Origin of the sequence: Nocardia alni, from assembly GCF_019038435.1 — a bacterium.
GTDB classification, from domain to species: Bacteria; Actinomycetota; Actinomycetes; order Mycobacteriales; family Mycobacteriaceae; genus Nocardia; species Nocardia alni.
This window is the reverse complement of the sequence record NZ_JAGPOX010000056.1, coordinates 24,852-47,305: the sequence shown is the minus strand read 5'-3', so window position 1 is coordinate 47,305 and position 22,454 is coordinate 24,852. Positions and strand designations below refer to the sequence as shown.

Annotated in this window: 22 protein-coding genes; 13 read left to right on the top strand and 9 right to left on the bottom strand. The window is 67.3% G+C overall.

Going from position 1 to position 22,454, the window contains the following annotated elements; translation table 11 throughout:
• Nucleotides 1-103 precede the first annotated feature (103 nt).
• The 4 genes from JZ791_RS21820 to JZ791_RS21805 are packed head-to-tail and all read right to left on the bottom strand — an operon-like array spanning nt 104 to nt 3,964.
• Entirely contained in the window at nt 104-895 is a 792-nt protein-coding gene (locus JZ791_RS21820; protein WP_216897027.1) for a DeoR/GlpR family DNA-binding transcription regulator, read from the bottom strand.
• Complete coding sequence (locus JZ791_RS21815; RefSeq protein ID WP_308163028.1) at nt 892-1,815, bottom strand: carbohydrate ABC transporter permease; 924 nt, start codon at nt 1,813-1,815, stop codon at nt 892-894. The genes JZ791_RS21820 and JZ791_RS21815 overlap by 4 nt, the downstream gene beginning before the upstream one ends.
• Nucleotides 1,812-2,705: a carbohydrate ABC transporter permease gene (locus JZ791_RS21810; RefSeq protein ID WP_254206080.1), complete on the bottom strand. Its 894-nt coding sequence runs from the start codon at nt 2,703-2,705 to the stop codon at nt 1,812-1,814. Before JZ791_RS21810 ends, JZ791_RS21815 begins: the two co-directional genes overlap by 4 nt.
• A gap of 14 nt (nt 2,706-2,719) precedes the next feature.
• Nucleotides 2,720-3,964 carry an extracellular solute-binding protein gene (locus tag JZ791_RS21805; protein ID WP_216897026.1) on the bottom strand — a complete coding sequence of 415 codons (1,245 nt, stop codon included), beginning with the start codon at nt 3,962-3,964 and terminating at the stop codon, nt 2,720-2,722.
• 143 nt (nt 3,965-4,107) lie between these two features.
• On the opposite strand from JZ791_RS21805, the gene JZ791_RS21800 reads away from it, so the two are divergent.
• The 7 genes from JZ791_RS21800 (at nt 4,108) to JZ791_RS21775 (ending at nt 12,180) form a co-directional block, all read left to right on the top strand.
• Complete coding sequence (locus tag JZ791_RS21800) at nt 4,108-5,016, top strand: SIS domain-containing protein (RefSeq protein WP_216897025.1); 909 nt, start codon at nt 4,108-4,110, stop codon at nt 5,014-5,016.
• Nucleotides 5,017-5,021: 5 nt separating this feature from the next.
• On the top strand, nt 5,022-5,975 hold the full coding sequence (locus JZ791_RS21795) for an ROK family protein (RefSeq protein ID WP_216897024.1): 954 nt from the start codon (nt 5,022-5,024) through the stop codon (nt 5,973-5,975).
• A gap of 170 nt (nt 5,976-6,145) precedes the next feature.
• Nucleotides 6,146-7,306: an N-acetylglucosamine-6-phosphate deacetylase gene (locus JZ791_RS45180; protein ID WP_254206079.1), complete on the top strand. Its 1,161-nt coding sequence runs from the start codon at nt 6,146-6,148 to the stop codon at nt 7,304-7,306.
• Entirely contained in the window at nt 7,303-8,232 is a 930-nt protein-coding gene (locus JZ791_RS21790; protein WP_308163027.1) for a hexose kinase, read from the top strand. Before JZ791_RS45180 ends, JZ791_RS21790 begins: the two co-directional genes overlap by 4 nt.
• Before the next feature lie 11 nt (nt 8,233-8,243).
• Entirely contained in the window at nt 8,244-9,068 is an 825-nt protein-coding gene (locus tag JZ791_RS21785) for a class II fructose-bisphosphate aldolase (RefSeq protein WP_216897022.1), read from the top strand.
• A 46-nt stretch (nt 9,069-9,114) separates the two neighbouring features.
• Nucleotides 9,115-9,501, top strand: coding sequence for a hypothetical protein (locus JZ791_RS21780; RefSeq protein WP_216897021.1), 387 nt, complete (start codon nt 9,115-9,117; stop codon nt 9,499-9,501).
• A complete protein-coding gene (locus JZ791_RS21775; RefSeq protein ID WP_216897020.1) occupies nt 9,502-12,180 on the top strand; it encodes a DUF4132 domain-containing protein in 2,679 nt (892 codons plus the stop codon). It abuts the gene before it with no gap.
• 15 nt (nt 12,181-12,195) lie between these two features.
• Here the strand turns inward: JZ791_RS21775 and JZ791_RS21770 are convergent, their stop codons facing one another.
• A complete protein-coding gene (locus JZ791_RS21770; protein ID WP_308163026.1) occupies nt 12,196-12,987 on the bottom strand; it encodes a COG4705 family protein in 792 nt (263 codons plus the stop codon).
• On the bottom strand, nt 12,984-13,766 hold the full coding sequence (locus JZ791_RS21765) for a COG4705 family protein (RefSeq protein WP_308163025.1): 783 nt from the start codon (nt 13,764-13,766) through the stop codon (nt 12,984-12,986). Before JZ791_RS21765 ends, JZ791_RS21770 begins: the two co-directional genes overlap by 4 nt.
• Nucleotides 13,767-14,053: 287 nt before the next feature.
• Between JZ791_RS21765 and JZ791_RS21760 the strand changes: the two genes are divergently transcribed.
• From JZ791_RS21760 to JZ791_RS21740, 5 genes are all read left to right on the top strand, one after another.
• Nucleotides 14,054-14,419, top strand: coding sequence for a hypothetical protein (locus JZ791_RS21760; protein ID WP_216897019.1), 366 nt, complete (start codon nt 14,054-14,056; stop codon nt 14,417-14,419).
• A gap of 187 nt (nt 14,420-14,606) precedes the next feature.
• Nucleotides 14,607-15,443, top strand: a complete 837-nt coding sequence (locus JZ791_RS21755; protein WP_216897018.1) for an ABC transporter ATP-binding protein — start codon at nt 14,607-14,609, stop codon at nt 15,441-15,443.
• Complete coding sequence (locus tag JZ791_RS21750) at nt 15,440-16,189, top strand: ABC transporter permease (protein WP_216897017.1); 750 nt, start codon at nt 15,440-15,442, stop codon at nt 16,187-16,189. The genes JZ791_RS21755 and JZ791_RS21750 overlap by 4 nt, the downstream gene beginning before the upstream one ends.
• Nucleotides 16,186-16,977, top strand: a complete 792-nt coding sequence (locus tag JZ791_RS21745; protein ID WP_216897016.1) for an ABC transporter permease — start codon at nt 16,186-16,188, stop codon at nt 16,975-16,977. The genes JZ791_RS21750 and JZ791_RS21745 overlap by 4 nt, the downstream gene beginning before the upstream one ends.
• A gap of 80 nt (nt 16,978-17,057) precedes the next feature.
• Complete coding sequence (locus JZ791_RS21740; RefSeq protein ID WP_216897015.1) at nt 17,058-18,146, top strand: ABC transporter substrate-binding protein; 1,089 nt, start codon at nt 17,058-17,060, stop codon at nt 18,144-18,146.
• Nucleotides 18,147-18,173: 27 nt separating this feature from the next.
• Here JZ791_RS21740 and JZ791_RS21735 read toward each other — a convergent pair whose 3' ends face one another.
• Nucleotides 18,174-19,172, bottom strand: a complete 999-nt coding sequence (locus JZ791_RS21735; protein ID WP_216897014.1) for an XdhC family protein — start codon at nt 19,170-19,172, stop codon at nt 18,174-18,176.
• Nucleotides 19,173-19,184: 12 nt separating this feature from the next.
• The gene (locus JZ791_RS21730; protein ID WP_216897013.1) at nt 19,185-19,805 is read right to left on the bottom strand and encodes a nucleotidyltransferase family protein; all 621 of its coding nucleotides are present in this window, start codon (nt 19,803-19,805) and stop codon (nt 19,185-19,187) included.
• Between the two features lie 143 nt (nt 19,806-19,948).
• On the opposite strand from JZ791_RS21730, the gene JZ791_RS21725 reads away from it, so the two are divergent.
• Nucleotides 19,949-20,893, top strand: coding sequence for an NADP-dependent oxidoreductase (locus JZ791_RS21725; RefSeq protein ID WP_254206078.1), 945 nt, complete (start codon nt 19,949-19,951; stop codon nt 20,891-20,893).
• On the opposite strand, the gene JZ791_RS21720 is transcribed toward JZ791_RS21725, so the two are convergent.
• Nucleotides 20,894-22,069 (bottom strand): lipase family protein, encoded by a 1,176-nt coding sequence (locus JZ791_RS21720; RefSeq protein WP_254206077.1) that lies wholly within the window; start codon nt 22,067-22,069, stop codon nt 20,894-20,896.
• Between the last annotated feature and the right edge of the window lie 385 nt (nt 22,070-22,454).

The window sequence follows — 22,454 nt, the reverse complement described above, 5'->3', positions numbered from 1 at the left end:
TCGGTGGGAGTGGTTCCACGTCGCACTATCCTGCACGCCGAATATTTCTGATTGGCAACGGGATTGGTCGAACCGGTTTCGGGCGAACCTGGTTGACGTGTCCTCAGACCAGATCCACCCGCACGCCGGCCTCGCGGATCGCCGCCACCGCCTCCGGATTCGCGGCCGTGTCGATCACCAGGATGTCGATGTCCTCGATCGGGCAGATGCGGGCCAGCGCCGTGGTCTCGAGCTTCTCGGCGGTCGCCACGACGATGACCCGCTCGGCGCGGCGCACCATCTCGGCGTTGATCCCCGACTCGTCCAGGTGGCGTCCCTGCGCGCCGCCCGCCGCGCTGATCGCGTTGACTCCGAGAATCAATGTGTCCAAATGCAGTTCGGTCATCGCCCGCTCGGCCAGTGGGCCGTGCAGTTCATAGGACTCCCGGCGCGCCTGCCCGCCGATGCAGATGGTGCGCAGGTGCGGGCGCAGCACCAGCTCGCCGGCGATGTTGAGCGCGTTGGTGACGATGGTCATCGGATTGTCCGCCGAGGTGGGCAGGTCCGGCCGTCCGGCCAGGGCCCGGGCCACCGCCGTGGTGGTGGTGCCGCCGTTGAGTCCCACTACCTCGGTCGGATTCACCAGTGCCGCAGCGTGTTCGGCCACTCGCTGCTTGGCCTCGTCGCCGGTGCCGCGATAGCGGACCGGCAGATCGTAGGAGACCGAGGTGGCCACGATGCCGCCGTGTGTGCGGGTGGCCAGCTGCTGATCGGCCAGGGAGGTGAAGTCGCGACGGATGGTGGCGGGGGAGACCGACAGGCGCTCGGCCGCCTCCTCCACCGTAAGCCGCCCGGATTCAGCCAGTAGTTGCAACAGCAGATTCCAGCGCTGGGACCGGTCGGTCACCGCGGTCATTTCACGCTTCCGGCGGTCAGACCGGCGACGAGGCGCTTCTCGATGAAGGCGAACAGGATCACGACAGGCACGATGCCGACAGTAGAGATGCCGAAGACGTACTGCCAAGCCGTGTCGTATTGCCCGATGAACTTGGTCAGCGCCACCGACAGCGGCTGATTTTCCGGCGTGGTCAGGATGACCAGGCTGGCCGCGAACTCGTTCCAGCAGGAGACGAACGCGAAGATCGTCGCGGTGACGATGCCCGGCCACACCAGCGGCAGGCTCACCCGGGTCAGGATTTGCATCCGGTTGAGCCCGTCCAGCTGGGCGGCCTCTTCGATCTCCACCGGCACGGAGGCGAAGAAGCTGTGCAGGATCCATACCGCGAACGACAGGTTGAACGCGGCGTTGACCAGGATCATCGCCAGCCAGGTGTCGTTGATGCCCAGCGCGAAGAACTCCCGGATCAGGCCGGTGACCAGGACCACCGGTTGCAGCATCTGGGTGATCAGCACGAGCCCGAGGAAGGCCAGCTTGCCCGGGAAGCGCCGCCGCGCGGTGTAGTACCCGGCCGGAATCGCCACCAGCAGCACGATCACCGTCGCGCACACCGAGATCACGATGGTGCTGACCATGTTGAACGGCAGCGGCGTCTCCGGCGTACTCCACATCGAGGAGTAGTTGCCCGGACTCCACTGGTGCGGCAGGTAACTCGGCGGGATGTGCAGGATCTCCGAGCGCGGCTTGAGCGAGCCGAGCACCATCACGACGTAGGGGATCAGGAAGATCACCGCGATGACGAGGCCGACCAGCGTGAGATCCCAGCGTCGCCGGGGCTTGCGCCGGGCGAGGGCCGTAGTGCCCTGTGCCGCAGGGGGATCGGTGACGTCCCGGATCGAGGGCGATGATTCCGGGGTGGTCGCGGAGTGGGTTGTCACCTGGTCTCCTCACCGGCGGGCCGGATCAGCTTCACGTAGATCGCGATGATCACCGCGATCAGCACGAAGTTCAGCACGCTCAGCGACGCCGCGGTGTCCAGCTGCTGGTTCTGCTGAATCAGCTTGAAGGTCAACGTCGTCGTGGTGTCGGCCGAGAATCCGGCGATGCTGCCGGTCAGCACCTGCAGGATGGGCAGGGAGTTGAACACGTTGATGATGTTGATGATGGTCGCGACCGCGATCGCCGGACGCAGTTGCGGCAGTGTGAGATACCGGTAGCGCTGCCAGGTGCCGGCCCCGTCGACCCGGCCCGCCTCGTTCAGCTCGGCCGGAATGGCTTGCAGCCCGGCCAGAATCGTGTACGTGGTGAACGGGATCGAGACGAACACCGCGACGCCGATGGCGGTCACGAACGCCGGACCGGCCTCCTTGGTGAACCCGAAACCCCGGTGCAGTACGCCGATGTCGACCAGGAACTTGTTGGCGATGCCGACATCCGGGTCGAGCATGTACTCGAACACCGTCGTGGTCATCACCACCGAGGCCGCCCACGGCACCAGGATCGCCATGCGCACCGCGGTACGGCCGGGGAAGTTCTTGCTCAGGAACTGTGCCAGCGCCGCCGACAGCACCAGGGTGATCAGCACGACCGCGATCACCCAGACCACGGTGTGCACGAAAACGCTGCCCAGCGCGTCGATTCCGAACAACCGCCGATAGTTGCCGAGCCCCGCCGGGCCCAGATCCTCACCGTAGGGCGTGAGCCTGCGGGTGGAGGTCCAGATCATGTACGCGGCGGGGAAGGCGACGATCGCGGCGATCAGCACCAGCGCCGGGCCGATCCACGGCAGCGCCCGCAGCGTTCCCATGGATCGGCTTCCGGACTTCATCGAGGTGGCTCTCCTCAACTCGCTGCCTGCTGGATCTTGCCCAGAACCGTCGCCGGATCCGCGCCCTGGGTGACCGTGCCCAGCTGCTGCTTCATCGCACCCTCGACCGCGGCCCACTTCGGGTTGTTGCTCGGGTAGAACTTGGCCGTGGGCAGGGTCGCGCCGAACGCCTTGGTGACCGGATCATCGGCCATGGCCTGCGCGCCGGAGGTGGTGACCGGGATGAAGTGCTCGGCCTCCACGAAGGTGGCGTAGGTCTTGGACTGATAGAAGAAGTCCAGGAACTTCTTGATCGCCGCGGTCTTGTCGACCTTCTTCTTGAACGCCATCAGGTGATCGGCCACGCCCAGGGTGACGGGGGCGCCGTCCTGGGTCGGGGTCGGGGAGGTGGCGTACTTCAGGCCCGGGTTCTTCTGCTGGATCATGTTGATCACCGGCGGCAGGCCCTCGATCATGCCGACCTTGCCCTGGATGAACACGTTGATCAGCGGGGTGCGGTCGGTGGAGCCCGGATTCGGTTGCGTCGCACCGGTATCGGACAGGGCCTTCATCGCCGCGACGCCCGCCACGTTCTGTGGGGTGTTCACGGTGATGTTGGTGCCGTCGGACCAGTTGCCGCCCGCGCCGAAGGTCCACAGCGAGGTCTCCGCCTGGGTCTCCTCACTGCCCAGCGGCAGGCCGTAGCCGTAGACACCACCGCCGAGCGCCTCGATCTTCTTGGCGTCGTCGGTCAGCTCGGCCCAGGTCTTCGGGGGTGCGGCGATGCCGGCCTTGGCGAACAGGTCGGTGTTGTAGAACAGGGTGCGGGTGGAGGCGAACAGCGGCAGCGCCCACTGGGTGCCGTTCATCGAGGCGTTCTTGACGAAGCTGGGCTGCAGATCGCTCAGCACCGACTGGTCCACGATCTGGCTGGCCGGGTACAGCTTGCTATCGGAGGCGTAGGTGGAATAGGCGTCGATGTTGAGGATGTCCGGCGTGCTGGACTCCGACTGCAGGTCGGTGCGCACCACGTCCGGGATCTGGGTCCACGACTCCATCTGGAGGTTCACCTTGATGCCCGGATTGGCCTTCTCGAAGTCGGAGATGATCTTGTCCCACTCCGACTTGGTGCCGTCGCTGTAGATCGGTGCGAGGAAGGTCAGGGTGTTCGGGTCGTTCGCGTCGGATTTACTGCCGCCGAACCCGCAGGAGGAGACGGTCAGCGCCAGGCCGGTGAACAGGGCAGCGCAGGAGATCGCGCTGCGGAGTGGACGTTTCACAACAGGAGCCTTTCAATGGTCACACCCCAACGGATGCGGAGCCAGTGATTCGATTGGTCCGAATCTAGCTCACAGGTTGATCGAATGTGACCGTTTTGAATGTAAAGTTGACATGAACGATCATCGGGGTGATTCTGGGTTGCGTGCCGACCTCTGCCGATCGAATCCCTGAGACCCATTTGGCCGCCGAGGTGGCCACCCAACCCGACGACTGGGCCCATGCCGCGTCGATCGCCGCCGAACACGCCGCGCTCCTGCCGCAGCCGGGTGAGCGAGTGGCCGTGATCGGATGCGGCACCTCGTACTTCATGTCCCGCGCGATCGCGTCGCTGCGCGAATCCGCCGGCGGTGGACTCACCGACGCCTGGCCCGCCGGACAGGTGCGCACCCGCGACTACGACCGATACCTGGTGATCTGCCGTTCGGGCACTACCACCGAGGTGATCGAGGCGTTGCGCGCCCTGCCGGCGGGCGTGCCCCGCGCGGTCATCTGTTCGAGTCCGGGCACGCCGGTGCTCGAACTGGCCGATCCGATCCTCATCGACAACGTCGACGAGGAGTCGGTGGTGCAGACCCGCTTCGCCACCACCGCGCTGGCGATCCTGCGCTGGCATTTCGGCGAGGACCTCGCGCCCGTGATCGAGCAGGCTCGCGCGGTATCGGCCGAGGACATCGAAGCCTCACTGGCGGGCGTGCGCTCGGCCGAGCAGATCAGTTTCGTCGGAATGGGTTTCGCAGCGGCCATCGCCGACGAGGCCGGGCTCAAACTGCGCGAATCCTGCCAGTCCTGGACCGAGGGCTATCTGGCCACCGAGTGGCGCCACGGGCCGATCAGCATCGCCGCGCCGGGCCGGGCGGTGTGGGCGTTCGGGCCGCTGCTGCCGGGCCTGGCCGACGACATCAAGTCCACCGGAGCGCATTTCGAGCACCGCGACATCGATCCGATGGCGGATCTGGTGCGCGTGCACCGGCTGTGCCAGCTGCGTTCGGCCGATCTGGGCCTGGACCCGGATCATCCACGCGGCCTGAACCGCTCGGTCATCCTCGGCTGACGGATATGACCTCCGTGGGACCGCGCGATCTGGTCCTGGCCGTCGACGTCGGCGGGACCACGATCAAGGCCGAGATCACCGACGCCGCAGATAATGTGGTGTGCTCCGGTACGGTACCGACGCCGCAGGGTGAGGCGGCCTTCGAGGCCATGGGCGAGCTGGGGGACCGGCTGCTCGCGGAATCGGCTGCATCGTCCATGGCCCAGCGAACCTCGCTGGGGCAGGGACGCCGGGTGGCGCGGGCGGCGGTGGTGCTGCCGGGCATCGTCGATCCGGTGCGCTCGCTGGCGGTGTTCAGCAGCAATATCGGCTGGCGAGATGTCAAGGTGGGCACTCGGTTCGCCGATCGCTGGCGGATGCCGGTGCTGATCGAACACGATGTCGCGGTCGCGGGCTGGGCCGAGTGGCGGTACGGCGCGGGCCGCGGGTATGACGATGTGTGCGTCCTGATCCTCGGGACCGGGATCAGCGGGACGCTGTCGATCGGCGGGCGGCTGGTGCGGGGCGCGGCCGGGCAGGCCGGGGAGTACGGGCATATCCCGGTGCGCCATCGGGACGGATTGCGTTGTCCCTGCGGCAATATCGGCTGCGTGGAGACGGTGGCCTCCGGCGCGAGCATCGCGCGCGCCTATGCCGAGCGGACCGGGCGCGAGATTTCCGGTGCGGAGGCGGTTTTCGCGGTGCTGGATAGCGATCCCGACGCGCGCGCGGTCGTCGACGACGCCGTGGACGCCTTGGCCGAGGGGCTGTTCGGCGTGATTCACGCGACCTGCCCGGAACTCGTCGTGCTCGGCGGCGGCCTGGCCCGTGCGGGCGCGGCGCTGACCGGGGCGTTACAGGATCGGCTCGCCGAACTGCTGTGTGTGGCACCGGTTCCGCGTGTGGTCCTGGGCGAATTCGGCGCTCGTGCGGGGCTGGTCGGCGCGGCTCGCTACGCCCGTGCGGGCGCACTGGAGTGAGTGGTCTGCTGAAAAATTGCTGTCGGATGGAATCTGTGACACGGTGGACGCTTCCTGGCTCGAATGAGCACACCAGGGCCTCGAAGTGAGTGAGGTTTGTCGGAAGGTATAGCGGTTGCGGTGGGTTGGCGGGTACGGTCTACCGGGGGGCTGGTGATCGAGGTGAGGGCATGACACGGGAGACGGGGGCCGACCTGCGGGGACGGATCGTCGCGCCGTCGGCGGAGTTGGACGACGGGGTGGTCACGATGGCGGGGCAGCGGATCGCTGCCGTCCAGCCGATGTCGCGGTGGCGTGCCGGGCATCCGGGCGAACAGGTTCCGGAATTCGCCGGGACGCTGATCCCGGGGCTGGTCGACATACATAATCACGGCGGGTTCGGGCATAGGTTCGACACCGCCGATCCGGATGAGGCGCGCGGCGCCGCCGCCTACCACCGGGGGCAGGGGTCAACGACGATGCTGGCCAGCATCGTCACCGCCGCGCCGGACGATATGGTGGCGCAGACCGCGGCCCTGGCCGAATTGGCCGCCGACGGGACCGTCGCGGGGATTCATGCCGAGGGGCCGTTCCTGTCGCAGGCGCGATGCGGTGCGCAGGACCCGCGGTATCTCCTGGATCCGGACACCGCGCTGATCGAGCGTCTGCTCACCGCAGCTAACGGCTCGCTGCGGGTGATGACCCTCGCCCCGGAGCGCACCGGGTTCGATTCCGCCGCAAAACTTCTCGTCGACAACGGCGTCGTGGTCTCGCTCGGGCACAGCGATGCGCACTACGAGCGATTCCGCGAGGCGCTGGCGCCCGACGGATTCGGCACGTTGGTCACCCACCTGGCCAACGGGATGCCGCCGCTGCATCACCGCGCGCCCGGACCGGTCGCGGCCGCGCTGGTGGCCGCCGCCGACCGGCGGGCCGTGGTGGAGCTCATCGCCGACGGGGTGCATCTCGAATCCGGCTTCGTCGCACTGGCCTTCGCGACCGCACCCGAGCGTGTCGCGCTGATCACCGACGCCATGCAGGCGGCCGGATTGCCCGACGGTGATTACCGGCTGGGCCCGCAGGACGTGCGGGTGCGCGAGGGTGTGGCGCGGATCGCGAACGGTTCGATCGCGGGCGGCACCTCGACCCTGCTGGACTGCCTGCGCCGGGCGGTGGGCGAATGCGGTGTGCCGCTGGCCGACGCGGTGCGCGCCGCGACCGCCACCCCGGCCGCGGCGGTGGGGCTAGCCGAGGTCGGCGACCTCGTACCCGGACGATTCGCCGACATCCTGGTGCTGGACGAGAAACTGGGGTTGCGTCGAATCCTGCGACAGGGACAGTGGTTAACGTGATTCTCACCGTGACGCTCAATCCCGCCTACGACATGACCTACCGCGTAGAGCGTTTCGATCGTGGGCGGGAGCACCGGGTGCTGTCGGTCGAACAGCGCATCGGCGGTAAGGGCATCAACGTGTCCCGGGTGCTCAACCAGCTCGGCAAATATTCGCGGGCAACGGGATTCGCCGACCACATGTTCTCCGCCGCGGCCGAGCTGGAACTGCCGGTGGATTTCGTGCACGCCCTGCCGTGGGTGCGGCGCACCGTGGTGATCAGCGAATCCGGCGACGGCACCGCGACCTCGCTGTGGGAGCCCGGCGCGCGGCTGAACGAACCCTATGCGATCGACCAGCTCAAGGTACGGGTGGCCGGCCTGCTGACCGATTCCGGCGGCATGGTCGTCTCGGGGTCGCTGCCGGGCGGGGTGGCCGATTCGGTCCCGGCCGAGCTGGCCCGCACCGCGCTCGAGTCCGGTGTGCCGACGATCTGCGATGTGGACGGGCGCGCACTCGAGCTGGCCGCCGAGGTGCCCGGTGTGGTGCTGATGCCCAACCGCGACGAGTTGGAACGGCTCACCGGATGCACGGCCGAGAGCCCCGCCGAGGTGGTGGCCGCCGCGCGCCCCCTGCTGAAGGCCGGTGTGCGCGCGGTGATCGCCACCCGAGGCGCCGAGGGCATGATCGTGGTCACCTCCACCGGGGCTTGGTCCGCGGCCTCACCCGAGCCGGTGGCCGGAAACCCCACGGGCGCGGGGGATGCCGCCGCGGCCGCGGTGATCGCCGCGCTGGCCGACGGTGAGCCCGACTGGCCCGCCGTCCTGGCCGACGCCATCGCCACCTCCGCCGCCGCCGTGGTCATTCCGGTCGCCGGAGAAATCGACCGTGCGGTGCGCACCCGGCTGTTACCGGCCATCACCGTCACCGATCTGAATATCGCGTAGGAGAGCAAGTCGTGACCTGGACCGCCGTCCCCGAGCTGATCGCCGGGGCCGCCCCCGGCGCACTGGGCGCGTTCAACGTGATCGCCCTGGAACATGCCGAGGCCATCGCCGCGGCCGCAGAATCGGCGAAACGCCCCGCGATCCTCCAGATCTCGGAGAACACCGTCGCCTATCACGGCGGCCTGAAACCGCTCGCGCGTGCCTGCCTGCAGATCGCGGCCGACAGCAGCGCACCCCTCGCGGTGCACCTCGACCACGCGACCTCGCACGAATTGATCACCACCGCGGTGGAAGTCGGCATCCGATCGGTGATGTACGACGGCTCGACCCTCGACTACGCCGAAAACGTCGCCGAGACAGCCAGAATCGCCCGCTGGTGCCACGACCGCGGCGTCTTCGTCGAGGCGGAACTGGGCAAGATCGGCGGCAAGGACGGCGCACACGCTCCCGGCGTGCGCACCGATCCGGACGAGGCTGTCGCCTTCGTGGCCGCCACCGGCGTCGACGCCCTGGCGGTGGCGGTCGGCTCCTCCCACGCCATGCACACCCGCGACGCGCAACTGGACGACGGCCTGATCGCCCGCCTGGCGCTGAAAGTTCCCGTGCCCCTGGTCCTGCACGGCTCCTCGGGCGTCCCCGACGAGGGCCTGCGCGCGGCCGTTCGGCACGGCATGACAAAGATCAACATCGCGACGCGCCTGAATATCGTTCTGGCCCAGTCCGTCCGGGCAGAGCTCTCCGCGCATCCCGCGCTCTCGGACCCCCGCGGCTATCTCGGTCCCGGCCGCACCGCCGTTCAGCATGAGGTCGAGCACCTCCTGCGCGTCCTCGGCTGAGCAGCGATCCGGCATTTCTGTCAGGGGTCGTGTCTAGCATGACGCCATGGTCAGTGTGAAGGTCGTCGACGAGACCACTTCCGGGGATCGCGACGCGGGGTGGACGTTCGAGGTCACCGAAGAGCGGTTGCCGCTACGAGAACTCATCCGGCAGCGGGTGTTCCAGGAGGCCGCCGAGTACAACGCCGCAGCCGATGGGACTTTTCGCGGTCTGGTGCGGCCGGTCGATGCCGAGCCGGTGCGTGGCGGATTCCGTACCGCCGGTCGCGTCGACCCGGAACGTCAGTGCGCGGCGGCGTTGCAGGCCTTCGAGCGCAACGGGTTCGTGGTCCTGGTAGGCGACCGGCAGATCGAGGGACTGGACCAGGTGGTGGCGCTGCCGCCCGGGGCGGAGGTCACGTTCCTGAAGCTCATCGCATTGGCGGGTGGCTGAATGTCCGATTCGGAGTACATCACCGCGGCGCGGGCCGCCCTCGCCACAGAGGACGTGGTCGCTTTCTACGACGTGTATATGAGGGCCTGTCAGGCGACCGACGACAAGTACGCGTGGCCGGCGTTGCTGGATATGGCATACGTCTTGCCGGACGAGGCCGCCGAGCGATTGGCTCGCGTGTGCGTCACCACGGCCCTACCTGATTCCAAAGACCTCCGGCACATGGTCCATACCCTGAAGGAGACGCTCGCTCCTTCCGAGCGCAAGAGGGCAGTCCTCGATGCAATCGCCGCGGACGATATGGACAGGTTGTGCGCCGAGTTGGTGCGAACGCACCAGATCGCCTGTTCACGCAGGGGCACATCCGATGCGGCACCATGGCGTGAGCTGTTCGCCAGAGTGAGTGATCTGCCGGACGCGACGACTCGGCGGCTGGTTCGCGCGTGCGTGAGCATGTTCCCGACCGCTTCGGAGCGTGAGCGGTATTCGCTGCTGGTCATGGTTTCGGCTCTTGCGCCGACCCAGTCGATCCTGGTCGAAGAACGGCGAGCAGTGCTGGAAACCCTGTCGGATCACTACGGTGGTTATTTCGATGTCGATCCATCTCTGGCTCTGGCCGAGCTGGCGTCGGGACGCACCCTGAGCCCGGAAGTCGTCGCGGCGTACCGCCGCGGGGCTTGCGAGAGGTACCACGACTGGATGGTTTCGGAGATTGCCCAGCAATGCCCTGAACCTGTAGTGAATGTGGGTGAGCAATGGGCCGACCGGGCACTGGAGCTGGCGACCGCGTCGCCGGGGTGGCACGACCTGCTGGCTTTCGCCGTCACCGCGACCATGGCCAAGCCCAACGCCCAATGGGAGAGAACCGGTAGAACGTTGCTGGCGCAGGTGGAGTCCTTCGCCGAAGAGATCGTGCCGATCTTGGCATTGGTGGGCCGACCCAGAACAGTGCCGTTGCACCGTCATAGCAATGAGGAACAACGGATCAACGACGAGTACGACCTGTTCAACGCCAACGCGGTGCGCGGGCTGCTGTGGCTGCTCACCTACCGGCCCGCGCAACCGACGACAGCCCGCGTCCTGGCCGCTCTGGTGGAGACGTCGTTGCGGCGAATCAAGGGACTGGGACCGCGGAATCCGAAGGTGGCCAACGCCGGTGTCCACGCCCTGAGCCAGGTGAGCGGCGACGCGGCGCTGGGTGAGCTGGCGCGTTTGGCGGTCACGGTGACGTACAAGGGCACGTTGAACCAGATCACCGCCGCGCTGGAAACCAAGGCACGCGCGCTCGGACTGACTCGCGCGCAGATCGAGGAGATGGCCGTGCCCGCCTACGGCCTGACGTCGGTGGGGCAGGCCGAATTCACCTTCGGCGGAGCATCGGCGGCGCTGGCCGTGAACGGCGGCAAGGCGGCGCTGAGCTGGTTCACCAACAAGCCAGTGAAAAGCGTTCCGGCCGAGGTGAAACGCGACCACGCCGACGAACTGAAGGAACTCACTGCGGCGGTCAAGGACATCGACAAGATGCTGACCGCCCAGATCGAACGATTGGACCGTCAGTTCCTGCAGCGCCGCACCTGGGATTACCCCTCGTGGCGGGAGTACTACATCGATCACCCCCTGGTGGGCACGATCGCCCGGCGCCTGCTGTGGACTATCGATGGAGTTACGTGCGGCTACTCCGACGGCGCGCTGCGTGACCTCGCCGGCGACACGGTGGACGGTGATGTTGTCGAGCTGTGGCACCCTCTGGGCCGTTCGATCGACGAGATCGTCGCATGGCGAGACTGGTTGGAGCGCAACGCCATCACCCAGCCGTTCAAACAGGCGCATCGTGAGGTCTACCTCCTCACCGACGCCGAACGCCGAACCGGCGTCTATTCGAACCGCTTCGCGGCACATATCTTGCGCCAGAACCAATTCCACGCGTTGGCAACCATCCGGGGGTGGCACAGCAAGCTGCTGTTCAACGCCGATACCGCCGTGCCGCCACCGATTCGCGAACTGCCGGAATGGGGTTTGCGCGCGGAGTATTGGGTGGAGGGCGAGGGTGACGGAGATCCGGACGATATGACGGAATCCGGCTGTTACCTCCGCCTGCGATCCGACCAGGTGCGGTTCTATCCGCTCGACGCACCCCAGAACCTAGCCAACGGCGCCTTCCGTGGTGGCTTCCACGGACCGGCCGATCCGCTGCCCCTGGCGGACGTGCCCGCACCGGTCCTGAGCGAGGTACTGCGCGATGTGGATCTATTCGTCGGGGTGACCAGCATAGGTAACGATCCGACCTGGTACGACGGCGGTCCGGCCGGAAGATTCGCCGAATACTGGAACACTTACAGCTTCGGCGAGCTGAACCAGACCGCGCAGACCCGACGCGACCTGCTCACCAGATTGCTGCCGCGGCTGGCCATCGGCCCCAAATGCACTGTGGAAGGCAAGTTCCTGCGTGTCCACGGCGCCAGACATGTGTATCGGATCCACCTGGGCTCGGGAAACGTTCTCATCGAACCGGACAACCGATACCTGTGCATCGTCCCCGCGGGGCGGGCAACCGAACCGGACTCGTTCCTGGCGTTCGAGGGCGACCGGATGCTGTCGGTGATTCTCAGCAAGGCGCTCCTGCTGGCCGACGACACACGGATCACCGACCCGACCATCCTGCGGCAGCTCGTCTCCTGAACCACCGAACCGTCGTCAGCGGGCGGCCGATATCTGCGGCTGTTCGCCGAACCGGTTGGGCCGCAGGGCGACAAGGGCGATGAGGGCGACCATCGGGATGGTCACCCCCAGGCTTACCCAGCCGGTGCCCCAGCCGAGCCCGTCGGCATGAGTGGAGGCCAGCCAGTCGGTGGTCGATGCGCCCAGCGGGCGGGTGACGATATAGGCGAACCAGAAGGTGGGGATCGGGCCCAGCGCGGACCAGCGGTGGGCGAGTGCGGGGATCGCGATGACGACGGCGAACAGGACTGCCGAGGGGAAGTAGCCCAGGTGCAGGGTGCCCGCGGTGAGGTCGCCCGCGACGGTGCCCAGCGCGAACGTGGTCATCACCGTGGCCCAGTAGAACGCCTCACGGCGAGGCGTGGTGATGCTGTGCACGGACAGCGTCTTCTCCGAGGCGTACCAGAGTCCGAAGACGACCGCGAGCAGGGTGGCGAACAGGATCGTGGACAGGGCTAGGGGGATGCCGACGACGAAGTCGACTACGTCGGCGACCATGGTGCCGCAGATACTCACCATCACCACGGCCGTCCAGTACAGCCACGGGTTGTAGCCGCGGCTGCGGAGCTGCGCGGCCAGGGCGGCGATCAGGGCCAGCCCGGCCAGGCCGACGGCGAGCATCTGGGGTGCGTGGAAGACCAGGAAGTCGGAGAACGTCTCGCCCATACCGGTGGACAGCACCTTGATCACCCAGAACAGCGCGGTGATCTCCGGGACCTTACTGGCTGGCGGGCGGGTCGAGATGTCAACTGGCGCAGGATTGATCACGCGTCCACGATGGCAGCGGACCGCTGAGATTTCGCTGTGATCCGGCGGGCCATGACGGTGACGAGCGCCACGATGACGACGCCCGCCACGAGTGTCACCGGGCCGGTTCCGAGATTCACGCCATCATGGTCGTGCGAGGCGAGCCAATCGCTGATCGACGCGCCCAGCGGCCGGGTGACCACGTAGGCGAACCAGAACGCCGGCACCGCCGCGAGGCCGAACCAGCGGTGCAACACCGCGGGCAGCGCGATGAGCAGGGCGAACAGCAGGATCGACAGCCGGTAGCCGAGGCCGAGCCTGCCCGCGGTCAGGTCACCGGCCGCGGTGCCGAGCATGAAGGTGATGATCACCGCCGCCCAGTAGAACATCTCGCGCCGGCCGGAGGTGATGCTGTGCATCGACAGGGTCTTCTCGGTGGCGTACCAGAGGCCGAACAGGCAGATGAGCAGCGCGAGGAATATGCCGACCGATTCCGGCAGCGGGACGTGCAGGCGGAAGTCGATGAAGTCGGCGGCCATGGTGCCGAAGATGCTGACCATCACCACCGCGAACCAGTACGCCCAGACCGAATATCGGCGCAGGCACAGTTGCACGATCAGGCCGACGACCAGGACCGTACCGGTCAGCGCCAGGGCGAGGTCGCGCGCCAGGAGTTTGGACAGGTAGTCCGAGCAGCTCTCGCCCATCGCGGTGGTCAGCAGCTTGACCACCCAGAACAGCGCGGTCACCTGGGGGACTTTGGTGCGGGCCGGGGAGGTGGCCGAGGCCGTATCGATCACAGTTGACAATATTGTTGGCAACTATGTGAACAATTCTGGTCCAGGCTTCGAATCCGCTGTGAGCGTGCCCATAACAGTCTGTCGGCCGCGACGACCTGTGGGAAGGCGTCTTGCCCTTGATCGAAATCGCGGGGCGACTCCGCGGATATGACATCGAAATCCTCGGTGCGCATCGACCGGTGCGCGCGTCGCCGATGGGTATGTCGGACCGGACGGTAGGGTTTGCTTCGGATTCTCCGCGACCGCGCCGAATCGCCGCCGATCCGGCCCGCTGGATGGGAGAGGTGATGGGCGACGACGGTCGCTGTCGAATGCCGCGTTCGGTGCGCGCGGCGCAGGTGATGGCGTTGGCGATGGCGCTGATCGGGTTGGTCTGCACGGCATCGGCGGGCTGGTTGTTCGGTCCGCACTCCGCCGGCTTCACCGCCTTATACTTCGTACCCAGTTGGCTGCTCGGCCTGCTCGCGCTGGCCTTCGGCGAGATCGGCGGCAGCATCCGGATCACCGCGATATTGCTGTCGGGTCTGGATATGCTCTGGACCGTGCCGTCGATCGCGACCGGACATCCGCCCGGCTGGCTGGGGCCGACCACTGCGGTCGTATTGGTCGTACTGCTGTTCCGTCGCTCCGCCTGCGACTGGTTCGATCAATGAATGCGCCCGTATCCACGTGTTCGAGTCTCGCCGGCGATGACGTGATGCGCTGAAGGATTGCGGTGCGCCCGGCGCGGCGCGATCGATGAGGCGCCCGCATATCGGTCGGCACGCGGTCGTAACATCGGTGAAACCTGGTGTGCCGAATCGCAATATCCGCGCAACCGCCAGCTCTTAGTGTGGCGGCATGAGTACAGCAGACGCGGGTACCGGGATCCATATCAGCGGTCTGAGCAAGACGTTTCGGGTCGGTCGGCGCGTGGTGCCCGCGCTGGATTCGGTGGACCTGCATACCGAGCAGGGCGCGTTCCTGTCGCTGCTGGGGCCCTCCGGCTGCGGGAAGTCCACGGTGCTGCGCATTCTGGCCGGACTGGAGACCCCGACGTCCGGCGCCGCCCGGATCAACGACGCGACACCGGCCGAGCTGCGCCGCGGCCACCGGTTCGGCATCGCCTTCCAGGACTCGGCGCTGTTGCCCTGGCGCAGTGTGGAATCCAATATCAAGCTGCCGTTGCAGGTCGCGGGGCTGCCGGTGGACAAGGATCAGATCGCGGACCTGGTCGCACTGGTCGGCCTGGAGGGCTTCGAGAAGGCCAAGCCCGCGCAGCTCAGCGGCGGTATGCGGCAACGGGTTTCGATCGCGCGGGCGCTGGTGGTCAAGCCCTCGATACTGTTGCTGGACGAACCCTTCGGCGCCCTGGACGATATGACTCGCCAGCGCCTCAATCTCGAGCTGCTGCGCATCTGGACCGAAAAGCCCGCGACCACGCTGATGGTCACGCACGGCATCGCCGAGGCGGTCTTCCTGTCCGACGTCGTCGCGGTGATGAGCCCGCGCCCGGGCCGGGTGGTGGAGATGGTGCCGATCGACCTGCCGCGCCCGCGCACCCCGGAGATGATGCGCACTCCCGAGTTCCACCAGGTGCACGACTACCTGTCCGAATTGCTGTTCGGCCGCAGCGGTCACGGCGGCATCGAGGCGCAGGCCGAAGCGGCCCTGGGTATTTCGGGAGGCACGGAATGAAACGTCTGGGCGGCCTGATCGGCGTCGTACTGCTGGTCGCGGTGTGGTGGCTGCTGGCCGACCTGCGCGTCGCCGGGGGAACGATTCCCAGTCCGTGGACCGTCCTGCACACCATGTATTCCGACGGCTGGGCGCTGTACGGACCGAACTTCCGCGTCACCGCGTGGGGTGCGCTGAAGGGTTTCCTCTGGGGTAACGGACTGGCGATCGCCCTGGCGATTCTGGTCCTGCTCGTGCCGCCGATCGAATCGCTGGCCACCCAGCTGGCGATCCTGAGTTACTGCACGCCGCTGCTGGCACTGGGCCCGATCATCCTGGTGGTCTTCGGCGGGCGCACGCCGACGGTCTTCCTGGCCGCGATGTACTGCTTCTTCACCACGATGGTCGGCACCGTGCAGGGCCTGCGCTCGGCCGACCGCACCGCGCTGGACCTGGTGCGCGCGTACGGCGGCGGCCGGGTGCAGCAGCTGTGGCGGGTGCAGTTGGTGGCGGCGCTGCCGAATACCTTGGCCGCCTTGAAGATCGCCGCGCCATCGGCCGTGCTGGGCGCGATCATCGGTGAGTATCTGGGCGGCGTGGACAGCGGGATCGGGGTCGCGCTCACCGCGGCGCAGACCTCCTACAACGTGCCGAGAACCTGGGGTATGGCACTGGCCGCCGCGGCCCTGGCGGGCGTGGGATATCTGGTGGTCGCGCTGATCGCCCGGCTGGTGGCGCCGTGGACCGGACGGGAGGCGCGCGCGTGAGCATCCTGCGCAGAATCACGAAATTCCTTTTTCCGCTGGTGATCTCGCTCATCCTCATGGTGGTGATCTGGTACGCGTTCCTCGCGTTCTTCCCCCAGGTCGGGCCGCGAGTGGGCAAGACACCGGCGGATGTGTGGGACTACCTGGTCACCGGGTCGAACGCGGCCGCCGCCAGATCGGCCATCTTCTCGGATCTGCGAATCACCCTGCGTGACGCGGCGACCGGATTCGGCGCCGGAATGCTCGCGGCGCTGGTCGCCGCCGCGCTGTTCGTCACACTGCCCCCGGTCGAGCAGACGTTCATGCCGGTGGCGATGCTGCTGAGGTCGGTGCCGCTGGTCGCGTTGACTCCGATCGTCGTGCTGATTTTCGGTCGCGGCGTGCTCGGCGTGACGGTCCTGGCCGCGATCGTGGTGTTCTTCCCGGCGCTGGTCATGATCATCACCGGCCTGCGGTCCGCCTCGGCGCAGGCGATGGAACTCGTTGCCGCATATGGTGGTTCGCGCTGGAAGCGGCTGCGAATGGTGGCGGTGCCCGCCGCGCTGCCCTCGGTGTTCGCCGCCGCGCGGATCTCCGTGCCCGGCGCGCTGATCGGGGCACTGCTGGGCGAATGGCTCGGCAGTGGAACCGGTTTGGGCGCCAGCTTGATCCGGGACATACCCATTTTCCAGTACAACCAGCTGTGGGCCTCGATCGTGTTGGTCACCATCGTGTCGGTGCTGCTGTACGCGATCGTGGGCGTGATAGAGAACCTGGTGCTGGCCCGATTCGGGTCGGAGACCGGATGAGCCGCACGAGTTTACATGTGCGATACATTCGAATCGACGAAAGCAAAGTATCGGCAATGCGAAGCAATTACCGTTCCTGCATGACTCGCGCAATACCCTCGACGGGCTTGGACCGTCGATCCTTTCTTCGTTTCTCGGCCTTCGCCGGTGTCGCGCTCGGCGGCGCCGGAATGCTGGCGGCCTGCGGTAAGAGTTCGTCCTCCGCCGCCAGCGCCAACGGCAGCTCGGCGGACGGCTCGAAATACGGCACGGTCGCCGTGCAGCTGTCCTGGCTCAAGGACATCGAGTTCTCCGGTGAGTACTTCGCCGACAGCAAGGGGTATTACCGCGACGCCGGATTCGGCCACGTCAACCTGATCGCCGGCGGGGCGGCCAGCACCTCGGTGGAGGCCGGCCTGGATACCGGCAAGATCTGGATCGGCACCTCCGCGCCGCAGACCACCGCGCCCGCGGTGCTGGGCGGGCTGCCGGCCAAGATCGTCGCGACGACCTATCAGAAGAATCCGTTCTGCATCGTCAGCGGCACCGCCAAGCCCATTCATTCGCCGCAGGATATGAAGGGCCGCAAGATCGGTGTGCAGGACACCAATCAGCTGATCTTCCAGGCCCTGCTGGCGGCGAACAATATGACCGCCCGCGATGTGCAGATCGTGCCGGCGCAGTTCGATCCGACCCCGCTGGCCAACGGTGAGGTCGACGGCTGGGTGAGCTACCTGACCAACGAGCCGATCCTGCTGGCGGCCAAGGGGTTCCAGAATACGAACTTCCTGTTCGCCGATTTCGGCCTGCCGTTCACGGCCGATACCTTCACCGTCCGGCAGGAGACCATCGACAAGGAGCGGGACAAGCTCAAGGCCTACCTCACCGCCGAGATCAAGGGCTGGAAGGACGCGGTCGCCGACCCCGCGGCCAGCGCCCATCTGGCCACGGACGTGTACGGCAAGGACCAGCGCCTGGACGTCGGCGAACAGACGAAGGAGGCCACGGCCCAGAACAGCCTGGTGGTCTCGCCCGACACCCAGGCCAACGGCCTGCTGACCATGACCGATCAGCTGATCGCCGCGAATATCGAGGCCCTGGGCAAGGCGAAGATCACTGTCAAGGCCGATCAGCTGTTCGACATGTCGGTCCTGCGCGAGGTGTACGCGGAACATCCGGAACTGAAGTGAGCCCTGAACTCACCGCGTGACCGTGCGTTACGGGGTGAGGAAGGCGGGGAACGGCCCGGTGTGGTGCGACGGCGTGCGGGAGCGGACGGCCAGGATTTCCGAGGTGATGGCCACCGCGGTCTCCATCGGAGTGCTCGCACCGAGGTCCAGGCCGGCCGGGCTGTACAGGCGAGCGAGGGATTCGGCGTCGAAACCCGAGTTGTGCAGCACACCCATGCGCTGACTGTGCACCGGTTCGGCGCCCAGCGCGCCCAGGTAGCCGAATTCGGGCAGGCGCAGGGCCGTCGTCAGCAGGGGGATCTCGAATTTGGGGTCCTGCGTGACCGTGACCAGGGCCGTGCGGTAGTCGATCATGCCCGCGGCGGATTGTGTGCTCAGGTAGTGGTGCGGCCAATCGACCACGACCTCGGCGCCCGAGAAGGACTGTTTGGCGAAGGTCTCGCGCGCGTCGCAGATGGTGACCCGATAGCCCAGGAGTTTGCCCTGGGTGGCGAGGGCGGCGGCGAATGCGTTGGCGCCGAAGATGATCAGGCGCGGCGCGGCGGCATAGGAGCAGCAGAACACATCGGATTCGGGCAGGGCGACCAACTCGGTGTTGTGCCGCCGGTCGGTGACCAGGTGCTGGCCGATCACCGTCGGATCCGAATGCCACACCACCGTGAACACCGTCACCGGTTTGTGCCCGTTGAGATCCTGGGCGATCGTGACGAATTCGGGAAATTCGTTGCGGGAGAAGGGCTCCATGAAGACGTCGATGGTGCCGCAGTCGGCGCTGTCCACGCCGGAGGAGGGATCGAAGCGCTGCAACTCCTTGCGACCGGTGCGCGCTGAGTGCACCGCCGCGTCGTAGATCGCGCCCTCGTAGCAGCCGTCGGAGACCGAACCGTGCACACGGCCCTCGGGATCGACCAGCATCGCGGAGCCGATCGGCACCGGAGTGGGCCCGAACGTCCGGACCAACGTGGCCAGGGCTCCGGTCCGACCGCTGTGCCACACCCCCAGCAACTCATCGAGGATTTCGCGCATCAAAACTCCCGATCACCGTGCGCGACTGGGCGGATAGTCGTGGTCACGTCCCGTCGCCAGATCGTCGCACGTCACGGCAACCATATCCGGTCTACTGTCCAGGAACGCCCGCGCTCCGGAATTTCCTCGTGCGGTATCGATCACGGCCGCCCAGTGTTCGTGATGTAGCACAACCGGATGGCCCGGACTGTTGTCGAACCGCGCGCGGGCCAGCCCGCTGGGGGCGTTGTACGCGGCTTCCAGCACGCGCGCGACCACGTCGGCGCCGACGTCGGGGGTATCGACCGGCATGATGGCCGCGTAGTCGGCCCGATCCGGCGCCGCCGCGACGGCGGCGAGCCCGGCGCGCAGCGAGGCGGCCAGCCCCACGGCCCAGTCGGGGGCCCAAACAGGTTGCGCGTCTTCGGGTATCGCGATGGCCGGGGATTCACACACCCACCATCGTCCGGCGGCGTCACGGCGGGCCGGACCGGTGGCGCCGAGCACCACCACTACACGCTCACAGCCACCCTCGCGCAGCGCGGTGGTCGCACCACGCAGCCACGCGCCCTCGTCCACGAGCACTTTCGGATGCCCGTATCGGGTCCCCGCGCCGGCGGCGAGCAATATGCCGTCGCAGCGTCCTTTGTCCATTCCGCCGAGAGTAGCCGCGCGGCGTGATCTTCGCCGTGTCCGTATTCAATGAAAGTTGCCGCTCAGGCATGCTCTCCGGGTGCCTTGGGCACTTCCAGGTGTGTACTTCCCAATGGAGAGCAACAATCCATAGCATCGTAAGCATGTCTGATAGAGAGAGAATGCGGGCCGTGATCGCCCGTGGTTTCGGCGGTCCCGAGGTGCTCGAACTCGTGCGGGTTCCGATCCCCGATCCCGGGGTCGGCCAGGTGCGGATCAGGGTCGAGGCGGCGACCGTCAATCCCGTGGATGTGGCGACCCGATCCGGCGCGCTCGCCGGGGCAGGTCTGATGCTCGCGCGCGAGGTGACGGGCATGGGCTGGGATGTGGCCGGTGTCGTCGATGCGCTGGGTCCCGGCGCCGACTCGTTCACGGTGGGGCAGCGGGTCATCGGGCTGCGGGATCTGCTGGACGTCTCACTGGGCGCATACGCCGAGTACATCGTTCTGGACGCCGGGGCCGTCGCCGCCGGGCCGCAGGGTGTTTCGGCTGTCGCGGCGGCGACCCTGCCGCTCAACGGGCTGACCGCGGCGCAATCGCTGGATCTGCTGAATCCGCATCCCGGCGACACGCTCCTGGTGACCGGGGCCGCGGGCGCCGTCGGCGCCTTCGCGGTCGAACTCGGTGCCCGCCGTGAGCTGCGGGTCATCGCCCAGGCCGGTCGTGGTGACGAGGAATTCCTGCGCGGTCTGGGCGCGCTGTGGTTCGTCCCGCGCGAGGAGCCCGATCTCGCCGCGGCGGTCCGCCGGATCGTGCCGGGCGGAGTTGACGGTGCGCTGCACACCGCCGGATCCGCGCCGGCCACCCTGGCGGCCGTGCGAACCCGCGGCGCTCATGTCTCCGTGGTGGGCGGCGCACCGCAGATTCCGCTGCGGGGCATACGGATTCATCAGGAATGGATCAGTGCGGACGGCCCCGCCCTCGGTGAGCTGGCGCGCCTGGATCTCACCCTGCGGGTGGCCGAGACGATGCCGCTCGAGCAGGCGGCGCGGGCGCAGGAGCTGGTCGGGAAGGGCGGTCTGCGCGGCCGGGTGGTGCTGGTTCCCTGATTACCGGAACAGGTTGTGGACGAATGGGAGGGAGTCCGGTTGGGAGGCCAGGACCGTGCCGTCGTGGTCGGTGGGGTAGGTGTGGAAGGTCAGGGGTTGCCCGTTGGCGGTCAGTACCGCGGCGAAGCGCAGGGTCTCGGGCATGATGATGTCGGTGTCGGTCAGGCCCTGGCCCATGAAGATCGGCCGGTCGTAACCGGATTCGGGGAGACCGAGGTAGTCGTGCAGCAGGCCGTGGAAGTTCGGGATATCCGACAGCGGACGAGCGAACAGTGCGCCGCCCACCACCTTGTGCGCGGAGAGGTCCTCGGCCAGCGGGCCGAGACATTCGGCGGCGGCGCGTTCGAGCCAGTAGCGGCCGGAGTCGGTCAGGTACGACTCGATGTGCAGTTCCGGATAGGTCGTGCGCAGGCCGTTGAGGATGTAGAGAGCGTAAGAGGTGGTGTCACCGCTGAGGGCCACCGGCGGCACGCCGGGACCGAGCGGGCTGATGACATCCTCGATGTACGCGGGTGTTCCGGTGGCGACCACGCCGCGGTAGTCCAGGCCGGGGCCGAGTTCGGTGGCGTACCGGGCGGTGTTGACCGCCGCGCCCGCGCCCTGCGACTGGCCGATCACGGCCCATTTACGCGCCAGGGTCGGATAGTGGCTGGTCGCCGCGCGCACCGCGTCCACCACGTTGTGCGCCTCGACCTTGCCGTCGAGATAGGGATGCCCGCCCGGCGTGCCCAGCCCGGCGTAGTCGGCTGCCACGATCGCGTAGCCCTGCCTCATCCAGGTGCCCAGGTAGTCCCAGTCGCGGTCGACCGCGGCCGGTCCGGCGATGCTGTAGGCGCACTGCTCGGCGATCCCGATGGTGCCGTGTGCCCAGGCGACGACCGGCCAGCCGCCGGCGGGCGGCGCGCCCGGCGGGAAGTAGATCGCGGCGCTGGCGACGGCCGGGCGGTCGTGCACGGTCGTGCTGCCGTAGAGGAATCGCTGCGAACCGACCGAACCGGGCAGTGTCGCGGCTGCCGAAAGCGGCTGCACCGAGTCGAAGATGCCCGAGCCGGGGTCGGCGACGGGTGCGGCCTCGGCGAGCGGCGCCCGGACCAGGCCCGCGATCACGGCGACGACCATTGCGGCGGTGACCGGCAGTGCCCGGATCGGTGATATCCGCAGCGTTCGTGTCCGCATCGTTCTCCTCGGCGGGCTCATATGGACCGGACATTCCGGTCCATCGGTATCGGAGCCAGTGTCGCAGCCGCACGGTCGTTCGGCGGTCCAGGACACAGTGTCTTGCTCGAGTGAGTGACTCCCGTCACCTATTCGTCACTCGATGGTTGTGAAGGTCGTCACAACCGGGAATGCGGACCCGCCGGGTGTCCCGTGGTATGGATCACGCTAACAGTACGGGCGTTATGCAAAAACCGCACGTCAGGCCTACCCGCGAGTAGATCAAGATCGCGCAATCAGCGCGCTAATTTCGCATAGTTAGCAAATGGCGAGGTAAAGCTAGCCAAGATTTACAGTTGCAACAGGTAGACGGCACTTTTTACTTGTGCAATCGTGTTGTAGTACC